The organism is uncultured Dechloromonas sp. (assembly GCF_945957265.1).
Lineage (GTDB): Bacteria > Pseudomonadota > Gammaproteobacteria > Burkholderiales > Rhodocyclaceae > Azonexus.
The window spans coordinates 100,193-114,867 of the sequence record NZ_CAMFKO010000007.1 but is presented as its reverse complement, the minus strand read 5'-3'; the positions used below and the strand labels follow the sequence as shown (position 1 = coordinate 114,867).

At 66.0% G+C, this 14,675-nt stretch carries 15 protein-coding genes; 2 read left to right on the top strand and 13 right to left on the bottom strand.

Going from position 1 to position 14,675, the window contains the following annotated elements:
* The 11 genes from atpA to Q0P59_RS06070 form a co-directional block, all read right to left on the bottom strand.
* On the bottom strand, positions 1-1,136 hold a 1,136-nt coding region (atpA, locus tag Q0P59_RS06120), incomplete at its 3' end, for a F0F1 ATP synthase subunit alpha (protein WP_295004651.1).
* 9 nt (positions 1,137-1,145) lie between these two features.
* Positions 1,146-1,682, bottom strand: a complete 537-nt coding sequence (locus tag Q0P59_RS06115) for a F0F1 ATP synthase subunit delta (protein WP_275706915.1) — start codon at positions 1,680-1,682, stop codon at positions 1,146-1,148.
* Between the two features lie 3 nt (positions 1,683-1,685).
* On the bottom strand, positions 1,686-2,156 hold the full coding sequence (locus Q0P59_RS06110; protein ID WP_150428349.1) for a F0F1 ATP synthase subunit B: 471 nt from the start codon (positions 2,154-2,156) through the stop codon (positions 1,686-1,688).
* Between the two features lie 40 nt (positions 2,157-2,196).
* Complete coding sequence (gene atpE, locus Q0P59_RS06105; RefSeq protein WP_117610057.1) at positions 2,197-2,457, bottom strand: F0F1 ATP synthase subunit C; 261 nt, start codon at positions 2,455-2,457, stop codon at positions 2,197-2,199.
* Positions 2,458-2,525: 68 nt separating this feature from the next.
* The gene (atpB, locus tag Q0P59_RS06100; RefSeq protein ID WP_295004644.1) at positions 2,526-3,335 is read right to left on the bottom strand and encodes a F0F1 ATP synthase subunit A; all 810 of its coding nucleotides are present in this window, start codon (positions 3,333-3,335) and stop codon (positions 2,526-2,528) included.
* Positions 3,336-3,351: 16 nt separating this feature from the next.
* Positions 3,352-3,708 carry an ATP synthase subunit I gene (locus Q0P59_RS06095; RefSeq protein WP_295004642.1) on the bottom strand — a complete coding sequence of 119 codons (357 nt, stop codon included), beginning with the start codon at positions 3,706-3,708 and terminating at the stop codon, positions 3,352-3,354.
* A gap of 119 nt (positions 3,709-3,827) precedes the next feature.
* Positions 3,828-4,682 (bottom strand): ParB/RepB/Spo0J family partition protein, encoded by an 855-nt coding sequence (locus tag Q0P59_RS06090; protein ID WP_295004640.1) that lies wholly within the window; start codon positions 4,680-4,682, stop codon positions 3,828-3,830.
* Complete coding sequence (locus tag Q0P59_RS06085) at positions 4,679-5,440, bottom strand: AAA family ATPase (protein WP_295004638.1); 762 nt, start codon at positions 5,438-5,440, stop codon at positions 4,679-4,681. The genes Q0P59_RS06090 and Q0P59_RS06085 overlap by 4 nt, the downstream gene beginning before the upstream one ends.
* Entirely contained in the window at positions 5,437-6,054 is a 618-nt protein-coding gene (gene rsmG, locus Q0P59_RS06080) for a 16S rRNA (guanine(527)-N(7))-methyltransferase RsmG (RefSeq protein ID WP_295004636.1), read from the bottom strand. Before rsmG ends, Q0P59_RS06085 begins: the two co-directional genes overlap by 4 nt.
* A gap of 145 nt (positions 6,055-6,199) precedes the next feature.
* Complete coding sequence (mnmG, locus tag Q0P59_RS06075; protein WP_295004634.1) at positions 6,200-8,089, bottom strand: tRNA uridine-5-carboxymethylaminomethyl(34) synthesis enzyme MnmG; 1,890 nt, start codon at positions 8,087-8,089, stop codon at positions 6,200-6,202.
* A 97-nt stretch (positions 8,090-8,186) separates the two neighbouring features.
* Entirely contained in the window at positions 8,187-8,975 is a 789-nt protein-coding gene (locus Q0P59_RS06070) for an alpha/beta hydrolase (protein WP_295004632.1), read from the bottom strand.
* A 148-nt stretch (positions 8,976-9,123) separates the two neighbouring features.
* Here Q0P59_RS06070 and Q0P59_RS06065 point away from each other — a divergent pair, with 148 nt between their 5' ends.
* Both Q0P59_RS06065 and Q0P59_RS06060 read left to right on the top strand, forming a co-directional pair.
* Positions 9,124-10,836: a response regulator gene (locus Q0P59_RS06065; RefSeq protein WP_295004630.1), complete on the top strand. Its 1,713-nt coding sequence runs from the start codon at positions 9,124-9,126 to the stop codon at positions 10,834-10,836.
* 135 nt (positions 10,837-10,971) lie between these two features.
* Positions 10,972-13,281, top strand: coding sequence for a DUF6600 domain-containing protein (locus tag Q0P59_RS06060; protein WP_295004628.1), 2,310 nt, complete (start codon positions 10,972-10,974; stop codon positions 13,279-13,281).
* Positions 13,282-13,345: 64 nt separating this feature from the next.
* Here the strand turns inward: Q0P59_RS06060 and Q0P59_RS06055 are convergent, their stop codons facing one another.
* Together Q0P59_RS06055 and Q0P59_RS06050 are read right to left on the bottom strand one after the other, a co-directional pair.
* Positions 13,346-13,576 carry a thioredoxin family protein gene (locus Q0P59_RS06055; RefSeq protein ID WP_295004607.1) on the bottom strand — a complete coding sequence of 77 codons (231 nt, stop codon included), beginning with the start codon at positions 13,574-13,576 and terminating at the stop codon, positions 13,346-13,348.
* A gap of 16 nt (positions 13,577-13,592) precedes the next feature.
* Positions 13,593-14,636 carry a permease gene (locus Q0P59_RS06050; RefSeq protein WP_295004605.1) on the bottom strand — a complete coding sequence of 348 codons (1,044 nt, stop codon included), beginning with the start codon at positions 14,634-14,636 and terminating at the stop codon, positions 13,593-13,595.
* Positions 14,637-14,675: the final 39 nt, after the last annotated feature.

Genomic DNA, 14,675 nt, shown 5'->3' with positions numbered 1-14,675 from the left:
CCACCGACGCGGGACACCGAGATACCGGCGTTGATCGCGGGACGGATACCGGCGTTGAAGAGGTCGGTTTCCAGGAAGATCTGGCCGTCGGTGATGGAGATCACGTTGGTCGGAACGAAGGCGGAAACGTCACCAGCCTGGGTTTCGATAACCGGCAGGGCGGTCAGCGAACCGGTCTTGCCCTTGATGGCGCCATTGCTGAGCTTCTCGACCCAGGCGGCGGAAACGCGAGCGGCGCGCTCCAGCAGACGGGAGTGGAGATAGAACACGTCGCCCGGGTAGGCTTCACGGCCCGGCGGACGGCGCAGCAGCAGGGAAACCTGACGGTAGCCCCAGGCTTGCTTGGTCAAGTCGTCGTAAATGATCAGGGCGTCTTCACCGGTGTCGCGGAAGTACTCGCCCATCGTGCAGCCGGCGTAAGGAGCCAGGTACTGCAGCGCGGCGGATTCCGAAGCCGGAGCGGCGACGACGATGGTGTATTCCATCGCGCCATGCTCTTCGAGCTTGCGAACGACGTTGGCGATGGTGGAAGCCTTCTGGCCGATAGCGACATAAACGCAGAACAGGCCCTTGCCCTTCTGGTTGATGATGGCGTCGACGGCGACGGCGGTCTTGCCGGTCTGGCGGTCGCCGATGATCAGCTCGCGCTGGCCACGACCGACCGGAACCATGGAGTCCACACACTTCAGACCGGTTTGCACCGGCTGGGAAACGGACTGACGCCAAATAACGCCCGGCGCGACCTTTTCGATCTTGTCGGTCAGCTTGGCGTTGATCGGGCCCTTGCCGTCGATCGGCTGGCCGAGGGAGTTGACCACGCGACCGAGCAGTTCCGGGCCGACGGGGACTTCCAGAATGCGACCGGTGGTCTTGACCACGTCGCCTTCGGAAATGTGCTCGTATTCACCCAGAACAACGGCGCCGACGGAGTCGCGCTCGAGGTTGAGCGCCATGCCGAAGGTGTTGCCGGGGAATTCCAGCATTTCGCCCTGCATGACGTCTTGCAGGCCGTGCACACGGCAGATACCGTCGGTGACGGAAACCACCGTGCCCTGCGTGCGCACTTCCGATGCGCCTTGCAGGTTCTGGATCTTGCTCTTGATCAGTTCAGAAATTTCGGAAGGATTCAACTGCATGAAATTCTCCTAGTTGTTCAGCGCCGTAGCCATGGCGTCAAGCTTGCCGCGGACTGAAGCATCCAGCATCTGGTCGCCAACGATTACCTTGATACCGCCGATCAGGGTCGGGTCAACCGACACGGCTGCTTCGAGCTTGGTCTTGAAGACGGCTTCGAGTTGCGGTACCAGGGCTTTCACCTGGTTGTCATCGATCGGGAAGGCCGAAACGATTTCGGCCTGCTTGGTGCCTTCTTCCGCTTGCTTGTAGCTTTCGTACAAGCCGGCGATTTCCGGCAACAGCCCCAGACGGTCGTTGTTGGACAGCAGCTGGATGAAGTTCGCCAGCTCCGTACCTACCGCCGTACCGCAGGCAGACCGGAAAAGGTCGACCAGTTGCGGGGCTGCCACGTTCGGATCGCCGACTGCCGCACGGGCTTCGGGATTGGCAGCCACCTGCCCCAGCAGGGCGACCTGCTCGGACCACTTGGCCAGATTGCCGCTTTCCTTGGCCGCGCGGAACAGCGCTTCGGCGTAAGGACGGGCGATAGTGACGGATTCAGCCATTGCTTACAGGTCCTGTTTCAGGGCGCCCAGCATGTCTGCATGCACGGACGCATTGATTTCCTTGCGCAGGATCTTCTCGGCACCGGCAACCGCCAGTTCGGCGACGCGCTCACGCAGTTGCTGCTTGGCACGTTCGACTTCCTGTTCGATTTCTGCCTTGGCGCCGGCGACAATCTTGTCGGCCTCAACCTTGGCATTGCCCTTGGCTTCTTCGACGATCTGTTGCGCACGCTTTTCGGCTTGAGCCACGAATTCCGCGGATTTCTCCTTGGCTTCACGCAGCGCATCAGCGGAACGCTTGGCAGCGAGCTCTTGCTCGTGCTTGCCGCGCTCGGCTGCAGCCAGGCCTTCAGCGATCTGTGCCTGACGGTCCGCCATTGCCTTTTGCAGCGGCGGCCAGACGTACTTCATCGTGATCCAGATGAAGAGAGCAAACCAGATTGCCTGGCCAATCAGTGTAGCGTTGATGTTCACGCTAACCTCCTGGTGATAAGGGTTTCAGGGGCGTGAACGATTACTTCAGCAGAGCCAGGAACGGGTTTGCGAAGAGCAGGAACAGAGCGATACCAACACCGATCATGGTCACGGCGTCGAGCAGACCGGCGACGATGAACATCTTGACTTGCAGGGTGGGGATCATTTCCGGCTGACGGGCAGCGCCTTCCAGGAAGCGGCCGCCGAGAATACCGAAGCCGATAGCGGTGCCGAGAGCGCCGGCGCCGATCAGGATGGCAACAGCGATAGCGGTGTTGGAGAGAACGGTTGCGAGTTCCATGTTTACTCCTCAGTAAGGGTAGGTTAATGCGGGGTTAAAAGTAAAAACTACGGGAAAACAAAAACTGCTTAGTGCGACTCTGCGGCCATGGACATGTACACGATGGTCAGCATCATGAACACGAAGGCTTGCAGGGTGATGATCAGGATGTGGAACAGTTCCCAGGGCAAAGCCAGCGGCAATTGATACAGGCCCAGCAGCGCGATCAGGATGAAGACCATTTCACCGGCATACATGTTGCCGAAGAGACGCAGGGACAGCGAAATCGGACGGGCGACTTCCTCGACGACGCGGAACAGGAAGTTGACCGGAGCGAGCTTGGCGCCGAACGGGACGGTGAACACTTCATGCATGAAGTGGCCGAGGCCCTTGACCTTGAGACCCATGAACAGCGAGATCAGGAAGACGCTGATCGACATGCCGAAGGTCAGGTTGGGGTCGGTGGTCGGAACGAACTTGAACGGCAGGTGTTCGTTGCCGGTGACTTTCTGGGCGATGAAGGGCAGGAAGTCGACCGGGATCAAGTCCATGGCGTTCATGACGAACACCCAGACGAAGATGGTGATGGCCAGCGGGGTAACCAGGGCGCTCTTGCCGTGGAAGGTGTCGCGGACCTGCTGGTCGACGAGGCCGACGACCATTTCGACGAAGTTCTGGCCGCCGGACGGGATACCGGCAGTGGCCTTGCTGGCAAGCATGGCCATCAGGCCGAAGACAACCAGGCCGAGGACGCCGGAGACCAGCAGGGTGTCGAGGTGGAAAGTCCAGAAGCCGTGGCAGTGGCCGGCGGCGTCCTTGGCGGCGTCGGAACAGACGGCCAAGTTGGTCAGGTGGTGTTGGATATAACCTGTTGTGGTCAGGCCGCCTTCAGCGCTCATGATTTCTCCAGTCAGCTCAACGTTGCTTCAAGAGTGCCACCCAGAAGATGACAATCGTCGATCCGTATCCAAGAAAGAGCGGGGCGACCGCCACATCCTTGAACTTCAAAAACACAAGGGCGAAGCCGATGAGCGTGAGAAGAAACTTGAACCCCTCGCCCGCAGTCTGCGCCCGGTAAGCTTTTACCGGGTCAAGCCCGACATTCATTCGCATGGCCCGGAGTACATAACCCAGGTTGGCGACGATGCCGATTGATCCCCCGATCAATGTCGAGATGCCTGCCATATCACCGAACATCAGCCAGGCCGCGAGGGCGAGAATGACGATCAATGCCGCTTGGCGACTGAGAATCCAGCTTACCTGCGGGTGCAAGACATACCTCGATCAAAAACCCCGAGAGTGTAACCAAGTCTTACATAAGAGTCAATTTCCGCGGCGCACAAATTAGGGGTTTTCCCGTAGAGACAGTGCGTTACGTTTAGTGACATCGGTTACGTGGAGAGCCGCGAAAGGAGGCCGTCGAGCTGCTCGAGGCTGCCGAATTCGATGGTGACCTTGCCGGCGCCCTTCTTGTTGGTCTTGATCTGCACGTTGGCGCCCAAGCCGTCGGCGAGTTCTTCCTGGAGACGCAGGAGATCCCGGTCGACCGGCTGTTCGGCGGCCTTTCTGGCGGGATTGGTGATCTGCTGGACCAGGCGCTCCGCCTCGCGGACCGACAGCCCTTTCTGGACGATGCGCTGGGCGGCGGCGATCTGCTGGGCGCCGATGAGCGGCAGCAGGGCGCGGGCGTGGCCCATGTCGAGCTTGCCGGACATCAGCAGTTCCTGGACCGGCGGGCTCAGCTGCAGCAGGCGCAGCAGGTTCGACGCGGCCGGCCGGGAGCGGCCCACGGCGTCGGCGGCCTGCTGGTGGGTCAGGCCGAATTCGTCGATCAGGCGCTGCAGTCCCTGGGCTTCCTCGAGCGGGTTGAGGTTTTCGCGCTGGATGTTCTCGATCAGCGCCATGGCCAGCGCCTGCTCGTCCGGGATGTCGCGGACGAGGACCGGTACTTCGCTCAGGCCGGCCAGCTGCGAGGCGCGCCAGCGGCGTTCGCCGGCGACGATTTCGTAGCGTTCGGCCCCGGGGGTCTTGTCGACGGCGCGGACGAGGATAGGCTGCATGACGCCCTGGGCCTTGATCGAGGCCGCCAGTTCGTCCAGCGATTCCTGGTCCATCCGGGTGCGCGGCTGGTATTTGCCGGGCTTGAGGCGTTCGATGGGCAGGCTGCGCTGTTCGTCGGCGCGTTTTTCGTCGGTGCCGGCGAGCAAGGCGTCGAGGCCGCGGCCGAGTCCTTTCATCTTGATCATGCTGGAGTCCTTTCGAGGATTTCCCTGGCCAGGGCGGTATAGGCCTGGGCGCCCCTGGAGTTCTTGTCGAAGGCGATGACCGGCTTGCCGTAGGACGGCGCTTCGGCCAGGCGGACGTTGCGCGGCACGATGGTCCGGTAGACCTTGTTGCCGAAGTGCGTTTCGAGTTCGTTCGAGACTTGCTGGGTCAGCGTGCTCTGGCCGTTGTACATGGTACGCAGCAGGCCTTCGATTTCCAGGCGCGAGTTCAGGCCGTGGCGCACCTTGCGCAGGGTTTCGACGAGGTCGGATAGGCCTTCCAGCGCGTAGTACTCGCACTGCATGGGGATGAGCACCGAGTCGGCGGCGACCAGGGCGTTGACGGTCAGCATGTTGAGGGCCGGCGGGCAGTCGATGAGTACGAAGTCGTATTCGTCGTGGTTCTGCTGCAGGGCCGACTTGAGGCGGAATTCGCGCTTGTCGAGCTCGATCAGCTCGACCTCGGCGCCGGCCAGTTCGCGGTTGGCGGGCAGGATGTCGAAAGCGAAATCGGTCTTGATGCACACTTCGATCAGCGAGGCGGCGCCGATCAGCAGCTGGTAGACGGTGGGCAGCGCTTCCTTTTTGGTGATCCCGGAGCCGGTGGTGGCATTGCCCTGCGGGTCCATGTCGATGAGCAGGACGCGCTTGCCCTCGGCGCCCAGCGAGGCGGCGAGATTGACGGCGGTCGTCGTCTTGCCGACGCCGCCCTTCTGGTTGGTGATGGCGAGTACTTTCATGAGCCCGCTTTCAGGATGATGAGGTGTCTTTCGGCGTCGAGGCCGGGAACGTGCAGCGGAATGACCTGTTCGACGACGATGTCGGCCGGCAGGGCGGCGATTTCGTCGTCCGGGCGGACGCCCTTCATGGCCAGCCAGCGACCGCCGGGGGCCAGCAGCTGGCGGGTCAGGTCGGTGAACAGCTTGAGTTCGGCGAAGGCGCGCGAGCTGATCTGGGCGTACTGGCCGGGCAGCTGTTCGACGCGGGCGTGGTGTGCGGCGACGTTTTTCAGGCCGAGCTGGATGGCGGCCTGCTGCAGGAAAGTGGCCTTCTTCTGCACGGTATCGACCATGCTCACCGCCAGTTCCGGCCGGGCGATGGCCAGCGGGATGCCGGGCAGGCCGCCGCCGGAGCCGACGTCGAGCAGGGCGCCGGGGCCGACGTGCGGCAGGATGGCCAGCGAGTCGAGCAGGTGGTGGGAGATGGCCTGCTCGGGGTCGCGCAGCGCCGTCAGGTTATAGGTCCTGTTCCACTTGAGCAGCAGGTCGCGGAAGGCGAGCAGCTGGTCCTGCTGTCCGGCCGACAGGTCGATTCCGAGTTCGGCGAGGCCCGCCGCCAGCGTGATCATGCTCATGCGTCCGCTCCGGTCGCGGAATACGGGTCGCGGCCGATTGGCAGCGGCGACACTGCGAGCGCTTTTCCTTGAGCGGCCGGGGCGGCACTCGCGGGCGGTCGCACTCCAAGCCGTGCTTCGCTCGTCGCGGAACCTTGCTTCCTGCTCATGCCGCCGCCTGCGACAGGTTGTGTCGCTTGAGGTGGATGAGCAGCAGCGAAATGGCGGCCGGGGTGATGCCCTGGATGCGCGAGGCCTGGCCGATGGTCTGCGGCTTGTGCTGGGCCAGCTTCTGCTTGACCTCGTTGGACAGCCCGGCCACGGTGCCGTAGTCGAGCTCGGCCGGCAGCGCGGTGTTCTCGTAGCTGGCGGACTTGGCGACTTCCTCGGCCTGGCGGTCGATGTAGCCCTGGTACTTGGCCGAGATCTCGAGCTGCTCGACGACCAGCGGGTCGCCCTGGGCGTCGCCGGCGCCGGGCAGGGTCATCAGGCTGGCGTAGTTCACTTCCGGCCGGCGGAGCAGTTCGAACAGGTTGTATTCGTGCTCGATGGCCTTGCCGAGGACGCGGATGCAGTCTTCGGCCGGGGTGATCTTGGGATTGACCCAGGTCGATTTCAGGCGCTCCTGCTCGCTGGCGATGGCATCGCGCTTGCGGCAGAAGGCTTCCCAGCGGCTGTCGTCGACCAGGCCGAGGGCGCGGCCCTGCTCGGTCAGGCGCAGGTCGGCGTTGTCCTCGCGCAGGCTGAGGCGGTATTCGGCGCGGCTGGTGAACATCCGGTAGGGGTCGGAGACGCCGCGCGTGATCAGGTCGTCGACCAGCACGCCGAGGTAGGCCTCGTTGCGCTTCGGGCACCAGCCGTCGCGGCCCTTCACGTAATTGACGGCGTTGATGCCGGCGAGCAGGCCCTGCGCGGCAGCCTCTTCGTAGCCGGTGGTGCCGTTGATCTGGCCGGCGAAGAACAGGCCGTTGATGGCCTTGGTCTCCAGCGTGTCCTTGAGGCCGCGCGGGTCGTAGAAATCGTATTCGATGGCGTAGCCGGGGCGCAGGATGTGCACGTTTTCCATGCCGCGGATCGAGCGCACCAACGCCAGCTGGATGTCGAAGGGCAGGCTGGTCGACACGCCGTTGGGGTAGATCTCGTGCGTCGTCAGGCCTTCCGGCTCGAGGAAGACGTTGTGCTGGTTCTTGTCGGCGAAGCGGTGGATCTTGTCCTCGATCGACGGGCAGTAGCGCGGGCCGACGCCTTCGATGACGCCGGTGTACATCGGCGAGCGGTCCAGCCCGCTGCGGATGATGTCGTGCGTCTTCTCGTTGGTTTCGGTGATCCAGCACGGCAGCTGCTTCGGGTGCTGGGCGGCGCTGCCGAGGAAGGAAAAGACCGGCATCGGGTCGTCGGAATGCTGCTCCTCCATCACCGAGAAGTCGATGGTCTTGCCGTCGAGGCGCGGCGGCGTGCCGGTCTTCAGGCGGCCTTGCGGCAGGTTCAGTTCCTTGAGGCGGGCGGCCAGCGACACCGAGGGCGGATCGCCCATGCGGCCGCCGGTGTAGTTTTCCAGCCCGACGTGGATCTTGCCGTTGAGGAAGGTGCCGGCGGTCAGCACCACGGCATCGGCCATGAAGCGGATGCCGAGCTGGGTGACGGCGCCGCACACCTTGTCGCCCTCGACGATCAGGTCGTCGCAGGCCTGGGCGAAAATGGTCAGGTTCGGCTGGTTTTCCAGGCGCATGCGGATCGCCTGCTTGTACAGCACGCGGTCGGCCTGGGCGCGGGTGGCGCGCACGGCCGGGCCTTTCGAGGCATTGAGGATGCGGAACTGGATGCCGGATTCGTCGGTGGCGGCTGCCATGGCGCCGCCCAGCGCATCGACTTCGCGGACCAGGTGGCCCTTGCCGATGCCGCCGATCGACGGGTTGCAGCTCATCGCCCCGAGGGTATCCAGGTTGTGCGTCAGCAACAGCGTGTTCGCACCCGCACGGGCTGCGGCCAGCGCAGCCTCGGTGCCGGCGTGGCCGCCACCGACGACGATGACATCGAAACGGGTGGGATAGAGCATGGGAAGGGCTTTGTTGCGGTGCAGTATCGGACCGCGGATTTTACGTCAGGTCGCTGAAAAATCACAGGTTTATCGCGCCTGGAGCGAGGGAACGGGATTACTTTTGGGTAGCCCGTATCCAGTCGGCGATCTGCGTCACGACTTCCTTCTCCAGCCCGTTGAAGCCGTGGTGGGCATAGGCTTCGCAAGGGTCGCCCCGATCGGCGCCGCCCCGAAAGCTCAACAGCGCGGTGCGCGGGAGGTGGCGGAGCTTTTCCTGCAGTTCCGGCAGGTCGGCATAGGCGCAATGGCTGCATCCGTCCTGTTCGTGGTGCACCAGCAGCACCGGCAGGGTCAGCTGCTCCAGGGGCATGGCAGGCACCGCGCGCCCCTTGTTGTCCTTGAGGATGGTGGCGGTCAGCACCAGGCCGTCCGGCCCTTCCCGCCCCGGCAGGCGGGTGGCGAGGAAGGCGGCGGACTGCGTGCCGCGGCTGGTGCCGACCAGCCATACCGGCGCCTTGCCCTGGGCGCGGACCCAGGCGATCACCGTGCCGATATCGGCCGCGTGCTCTGCCGTCTGGCGGAAGCCGGCCAGGTAGGGGGTGTTCTGGCGGTCGGACGGGGCGTCGACAATGACGACGTTCAGGCCCTGTTCGACGAACAGCTGGCGGCTGCGGATCAGGAAATTTCCTTCTCCCCAGCGCAAGGAACCGTTGGGGAAAATGCCCAGTCCGCCGTGTCCCCCGGCGAGCAGGATGACCGTCGCGGCAGGGTTCGCGGCGGGAATGGCGAGCACGCGCTGGGTCACATCCGGCCGTGTCGGGATGTCGACGACAGTCTGCGCCGATGCGCCGCCGGAAAGTGTCAGGCAGAGCCATGCCAGTAAGCTGCCCAGTGCGGTTTTCATCGTCGTCATGCCTCGTGTCGGTGCCGAGTGGTGAGTATTCCAGACTATTGCGCCGGAATAAATCCCGATCCGGACCGAGCCGCGCCCGGATTGCGCCGGCAATGCCGAATGGCTTGCCCCGTCTGGCGATCTCAAGTAATTTGATGCCATGAGCACCAGCCAAGCCAAGGGGGCGAGCCCCCTCGACAACGACGAGATGCTGCTGGTCCTGCAGCAGTCGTTGTCCAAGAAGCGCGTCCTGATCGTCGACCGCCATCCGCCGGCGCGGGATGCCTTGCGCCTGATGCTGGGGGCGCTGGGCGTGACGGCCGTGCATGGCGCCGGCAATTCGGCCGAGGTGATCCGCCAGGTCAAGGGCAACCGCTTCGACATCATCCTCTCCGATTTCGTCCTCGACGATGGCCGCGACGGCCAGCAACTGCTCGAGGAGTTGCGCCATGCCCACCTGATCCCCTTGTCGACGGTCTACATGATCATCACCAGCGAGCGCAGCTACACCAACGTGGTGGCGCTGGCCGAACTGGCGCCGGACGACTACCTGATCAAGCCGTTTACCGCCGAACAACTGCAGGGCCGGCTGGTCAAGGTGATCTACAAGAAGCACGTGCTGGGACGCATTTACGCGCAGATCGAGAACGGCGCGCTGGGTGAGGCCATTCTCGCCTGCGACCGGGTGATCCAGCAGCAACCGCTGTACATGTACGACGCGCTGCGCTTCAAGGGCGAGTTGTTGCACCAGCTGGGGCGGACGCGCGAGGCCGAGGAGGTCTTCCGCCGCGTGCTCGAGGGGCGGGTCGTGCCGTGGGCCAAGATGGGGCTGGCGACGGCCTTGCGCGACCGGGGCGCGCTCGACGAGGCCGAGCAGCTGGCCGAGCAGGTGACGCAGGAGACGCCGGAGTTCCTGTCGGCCTACGATTTCCTGGCGTCGGTGCACGAGGCGCAGGGCCGCCTTGCCGATGCCCAGCAGTCGCTGCAGCGGGCCGCCGACGCCTCGCCCCACAATACCCTGCGGCAGCGCATGGTGGGCGACGTGGCGGCCCGCAACAAGGATCTGCTGAGTGCCGAAAAGGCCTACGGCAAGGTCATCGAGCGCAGCAAGGGGTCGAGCCTGCGCACCGTGGACGATTTCGCCAACCTGTCGCGCGTGATGGTCGAGCGCGGGCATATCGACGCCTCGCGCAAGATCGCGGCGGAAATGAAGCGGGAATGGCGCGGCGACAAGCAGGCCGAACTGGCGGCGCTGCTCACCGAAAGCCTGTGCCTGCATGCCGAGGGAGCCGAGGATAAGGCCAGGGGACTGGTCGATCAGGCGCTCGGCCTGCAGCGCCAGATTCGTGCCGAGGCGGCCGAAAAGGGCAAGCACGTATCGCAGCGCCTGGCCGTCGATCTGGCCCACGCCTGCTTCGCCACGGGCAAGGACAGCGAGGCCAGCCAGATCATGCGCCAGGTGGCCGCCGAAAACCATGAAGACCTCCACCTGATCAACCACATCACCAGCGTGTTCGAGAAAACCGGGCAGGCCGAGGCGGGCAAGGCCATCCTCGACCAGGTCGGCAAGGAGATCGTCGAACTGAACAACCGCGGGGTCATGGCCGCCCGCAGCGGCGATCTCGAAGGGGCCGTCCAGCTGCTGATCCAGGCCGCCGAGCAGGTGCCCAACCTGCAGTTCCTGGTCAACGCCGCCAAGGCCATCTATACGCTGCTCGACAAGAAGGGCTGGGATGCCGTGCTGGCCGAGCGGGCGCTCGATTACCTGCAGCGCGCCCAACGCAAGGATCGCAAGAACCCGAAAGTGGCATCGGCGCGGCAGCTGTACATGGCCGTCGCCAAGAAATACGGCGTCGCCATCGACAACAGCTGAATCCTGCGCCCGCTCTGGGGCGCAACATTTTGAAACCATTTTTCCACGGCCGGCAATCATCCGTTTGCCGGTTTGCCGCGTTGATTGCTTGTCGCCTGCTCGTGTGCAGGCTTTTCCCCATGCCGGGAGTCCGAGATGCCGAAATCCCTCCACCGCCTACTTCTTGCCGTTCTGCTGCTGGCCGCCGGGTCGGCGCTGGCGCAGAGCGATCCGCCGAGCCGCGTCGGGCGCCTGTCCTACCTGGATGGCGAGGTCGGCTTCAAGGTCGACCGTAACGACCAGGGCGGGCCGGCAACGCTCAACTGGCCGGTGAGCAGCGGGGCCGTTCTCGACAGCGGCCGGCAGGGCCGCGCCGAAGTGTGGATCGGTTCGACCGCATACCGGATCAGCCGCGACAGCGAGGTCGAATTCCCGGTTGTCGACGACCGCCGCGTCGATGTGCGCGTCAGTGGCGGCAGCCTGGCCGTCACCGTGCTCGACCGCGACCAGGCCGACGACGTCGAGGTCATGACGCCGGACGGCAACATCCGCTTCCTGACGCCGGGACGCTATCGCGTCAATGTCCATGCCGAGCGCAGCGAACTGGTGGTCCAGGCCGGCCGGGCGACTTTCGACAACGGGCGCCGGACCGTCCCCGTGGCGGCCGGCCAGATGGCCGTCCTGTCCAGCGACGGCGGCGAGCGCCTCGAGGCGGCCCGGGCCTACGATGGATTCGACCAGTGGGTGGCCCAGCGCGAAAACGCGACGCTGGCGGACACGGCCCGTCGCCATGTCTCGCCGCACATGACCGGCTACCAGGATCTCGATGCCTACGGCGATTGGCGCACCACCGGCGACTACGGCACCGTGTGGTATCCGCGCGGCCTGTCCAGCGACTGGGCACCCTATCGCCAGGGGCGCTGGGCGTGGGTCGCGCCCTGGGGATGGACCTGGATCGACGAGGCGCCGTGGGGCTTCGCGCCCTTCCACTACGGGCGCTGGGCCTTCATCGCCGGGCGCTGGGGCTGGGTGCCGGGGCGTCTCGTCGCCCGTCCGGTCTATGCGCCGGCGCTGGTCGGCTGGGTCGGCAACCCCGGCTGGAGCGCCAGCTTCAGCTTCGGCTCGGCCCCTGCCGTCGGCTGGTTCCCGCTCGCCCCGCGCGAAGTGTACGTGCCGGCCTATCGCTACAGCCCGACCTATGTCCGGCAGGTCAATATCACCCACGTCACCAACGTGACCCAGATCGAGCGCGTCGTGCGCGGCGCGCCGCCGGCCTACAGCCACCATGCGCTGCCGCAGGCCGTCACGGTGGTGCCAACCCGGCAGATGCAGGAAGGCCGCCCGATTTCGGCCAGCGAGGTGCGTCGTCACGAACGTCGCGACCTGGATCGGGCGCCGCTTGCCCGGCAGGCGCCGAGCACCCAGTGGGTGGCGCCGGCCCCGGCGGCGGCGCGCCCCCATGACGGCCCGCGGGCGGCGGGCCGGGAATTCGAGGCCCAGCGCATGCCCGGGGCGGAGCGGGGAACATTCCGCGAGGCCGGGCGCGGCGACCGGCCGCGCGGTTCGGAGGGCGGGCCGCCTGCGGACGGTCGTACTCGCCAGGCAGTTGAAAGCGCAAGCCCGTCGCCGCGCCAGGAGACGCCGTTCCCGGGGGCGGGCCGGGGCGCGCCGGAGGGCGGGCGCAACCCGTTCGGCGAAGCGCGCCGGGAAAGCGGGCGTTCGTCGGGAGAGGGCGCGCCCGGCATGGGAACGGCACGCCAGCAGGATTCCGCTGCGCCCGTCCAGCAGGGGCGGCCCGCGGCAACGGAGTCGGCGGGCGATGCGCGTCGCGAATTTTTCCGCCGCCAGCAGGAGGCTCGCCAGGACAACCCGGGCGGCTTGCCCGACGCCCGGCGCGACGAGCGTTCGCCGTCGGCCTCGCCTCCCCAACGGCGCGAACAGCGCGGCGAGTGGCCGCGCCAGGCTCAGCCGCCGGGCAGCCCGCCGGCCGCCGCTCAGCCACAACCGGCGCGTCCGCCGGAAGGCGCGTCAGCGCCGGTGCGCCGGGAGATGCCGGCATCCGACATGCGCCGCGAGGAACGGCAGCCGCCGGCCTTCCCGCAGCAGGATCGCGAGCAGCGCCGGGAAATGCGCGAGATGCAGCGTCAGGAACGGCCGTCTCAGCCAGCGGCGGGCAGCGCCGCCCCGCGGGAGGCGATCTCCGCTCCGCCGTCTTTCCGTCGGGAGATGCCCCCGCCCGACATGCCTCGTGACATGCCGCGCATGGAGCGCCCGATGCCGGCCCAGCCGGCTCCGCAGGCCATGCCGCCCCGCGAACAGCCCCGGCCGGCCCCGGAAGTGCGCATGCCGCCTCCGCAACCGGCGGCCCCGCCGCCGCCCAGGGCCGAGCCGCCTCGTCAGCAGCCGGCCGCGCAGGGGGGTAACGAAGCGCACCGGCGTCGCGACGAGGAGCGCGGCCAGCGCTAGTTTCCGCTGTTCGGTATCCGGCGCCGCGCCGCAATCCGGGGCGCTGCGCCCGCTTGCCACGACCCTAGAACCAGGCCTCCACCTTCTCGCTGCTCGGCACGCCGCCGGCATGAACGACTTTTCCATCGACGACGACACCCGGGGTGGACATCACGCCGTAGCGCATGATCGCCGGCAGGTCTTCGACCTTCTCCAGCACGATCTCGGCGCCGCGCTTCCGGGCGACGGCTTCGATCAGGGCCACGGTGGCCCGGCAGTTGGCACACCCGGTGCCCAGTACCTTGATGTTTTTCATCGGAAGCTCCCTTGGCTTACAAAACCAGATTGAACACGTAGCCCACCAGCAGGATGCCGGTTGCCACAACGCCGGCGAAAGTGGCGATCAGCCGGGGTTTGAGGGCCTTGCGCAGGATGATCATCTCCGGCGCCGAAAGGGCGATGACGCTCATCATGAAGGCGAGCACGGTGCCGAGGGCCGCGCCCTTGCCTATCAGGGCCTCGACGATCGGAATGATGCCGGCGGCGTTGGAATACATCGGCACGCCGAGCAGCACCGCAGCGGGGACGGCCCACCAGACGTCCCGGCCCATGAACGAGGCCATGAAGTCTTCCGGCACATAGCCATGGATCGCCGCGCCGACACCGATGCCGGCCAGGACGTACGGCCACACCTTGCCGACGATGGCCCTGACGTGCGCCCGGCCAGCCTCGAAGCGTGCCGCCCAGCCCGGCTCGTCGCCGGCATGGGTGGCGGCCTGGCCGTTCTGGATGTCCCGTACCCAGTCTTCCAGGTGGCGCTCCATGCGCAGGCGACCGATGACCAGGCCGGACACGATGGCCACCGACAGGCCCAGCCCCAGATAGAGGGCCGCGACCTGCCAGCCGAACATGCCGAAGAGCAGCGCCAGCGCCACCTCGTTGACCATGGGCGCCGAGATGAGGAACGAGAAGGTGACGCCCAGGGGCACGCCGGCCGACAGGAAACCGATGAACAGCGGCACGGCGGAACAGGAGCAGAAAGGCGTCACGATGCCCAGGGCGGCGGCCAGAACGTTGCCGACGCCGACGCGCTTGCCGGCCAGCAGCGCGCGGGTGCGCTCCGGCGCAAAGAAGGTCTGGACGATGCCCATGACAAAAACGATGCCGCCGAGGAGCAGCAAGACCTTGGGCGTGTCGTAGAGGAAAAAGTGCATGGCCTCGCCCAGTCGCGTTTCGCGTGTCTGGCCGAGGAGTGCGAGCAGCGCATCGGCAAAGTCGGTGAGATGGCTGTAGGCGAATGCCCAGGCGCCGCCGGCCAGTACGATCGCGGCCAACCAGCGGGCTAAATCGCCTTGCGCTTCGGTTCGGGTTGCCATGCTTCTGTCTCCAAGGGCGTCATCGGGTCGCCGACAGGG

Bases quoted from the DNA above. Each gene is read 5' to 3' on its own strand.
- Q0P59_RS06065 (WP_295004630.1), top strand. From the start codon at position 9,124: ATGAGCACCAGCCAAGCCAAGGGGGCGAGCCCCCTCGACAACGACGAG.
- Q0P59_RS06060 (WP_295004628.1), top strand. From the start codon at position 10,972: ATGCCGAAATCCCTCCACCGCCTACTTCTTGCCGTTCTGCTGCTGGCC.
- Q0P59_RS06115 (WP_275706915.1), bottom strand. From the start codon at position 1,682: ATGGCTGAATCCGTCACTATCGCCCGTCCTTACGCCGAAGCGCTGTTC.
- Q0P59_RS06050 (WP_295004605.1), bottom strand. From the start codon at position 14,636: ATGGCAACCCGAACCGAAGCGCAAGGCGATTTAGCCCGCTGGTTGGCC.
- Q0P59_RS06090 (WP_295004640.1), bottom strand. From the start codon at position 4,682: ATGATCAAGATGAAAGGACTCGGCCGCGGCCTCGACGCCTTGCTCGCC.
- rsmG (WP_295004636.1), bottom strand. From the start codon at position 6,054: ATGAGCATGATCACGCTGGCGGCGGGCCTCGCCGAACTCGGAATCGAC.
- atpB (WP_295004644.1), bottom strand. From the start codon at position 3,335: ATGAGCGCTGAAGGCGGCCTGACCACAACAGGTTATATCCAACACCAC.
- Q0P59_RS06085 (WP_295004638.1), bottom strand. From the start codon at position 5,440: ATGAAAGTACTCGCCATCACCAACCAGAAGGGCGGCGTCGGCAAGACG.
- atpE (WP_117610057.1), bottom strand. From the start codon at position 2,457: ATGGAACTCGCAACCGTTCTCTCCAACACCGCTATCGCTGTTGCCATC.
- Q0P59_RS06055 (WP_295004607.1), bottom strand. From the start codon at position 13,576: ATGAAAAACATCAAGGTACTGGGCACCGGGTGTGCCAACTGCCGGGCC.
- Q0P59_RS06070 (WP_295004632.1), bottom strand. From the start codon at position 8,975: ATGAAAACCGCACTGGGCAGCTTACTGGCATGGCTCTGCCTGACACTT.
- mnmG (WP_295004634.1), bottom strand. From the start codon at position 8,089: ATGCTCTATCCCACCCGTTTCGATGTCATCGTCGTCGGTGGCGGCCAC.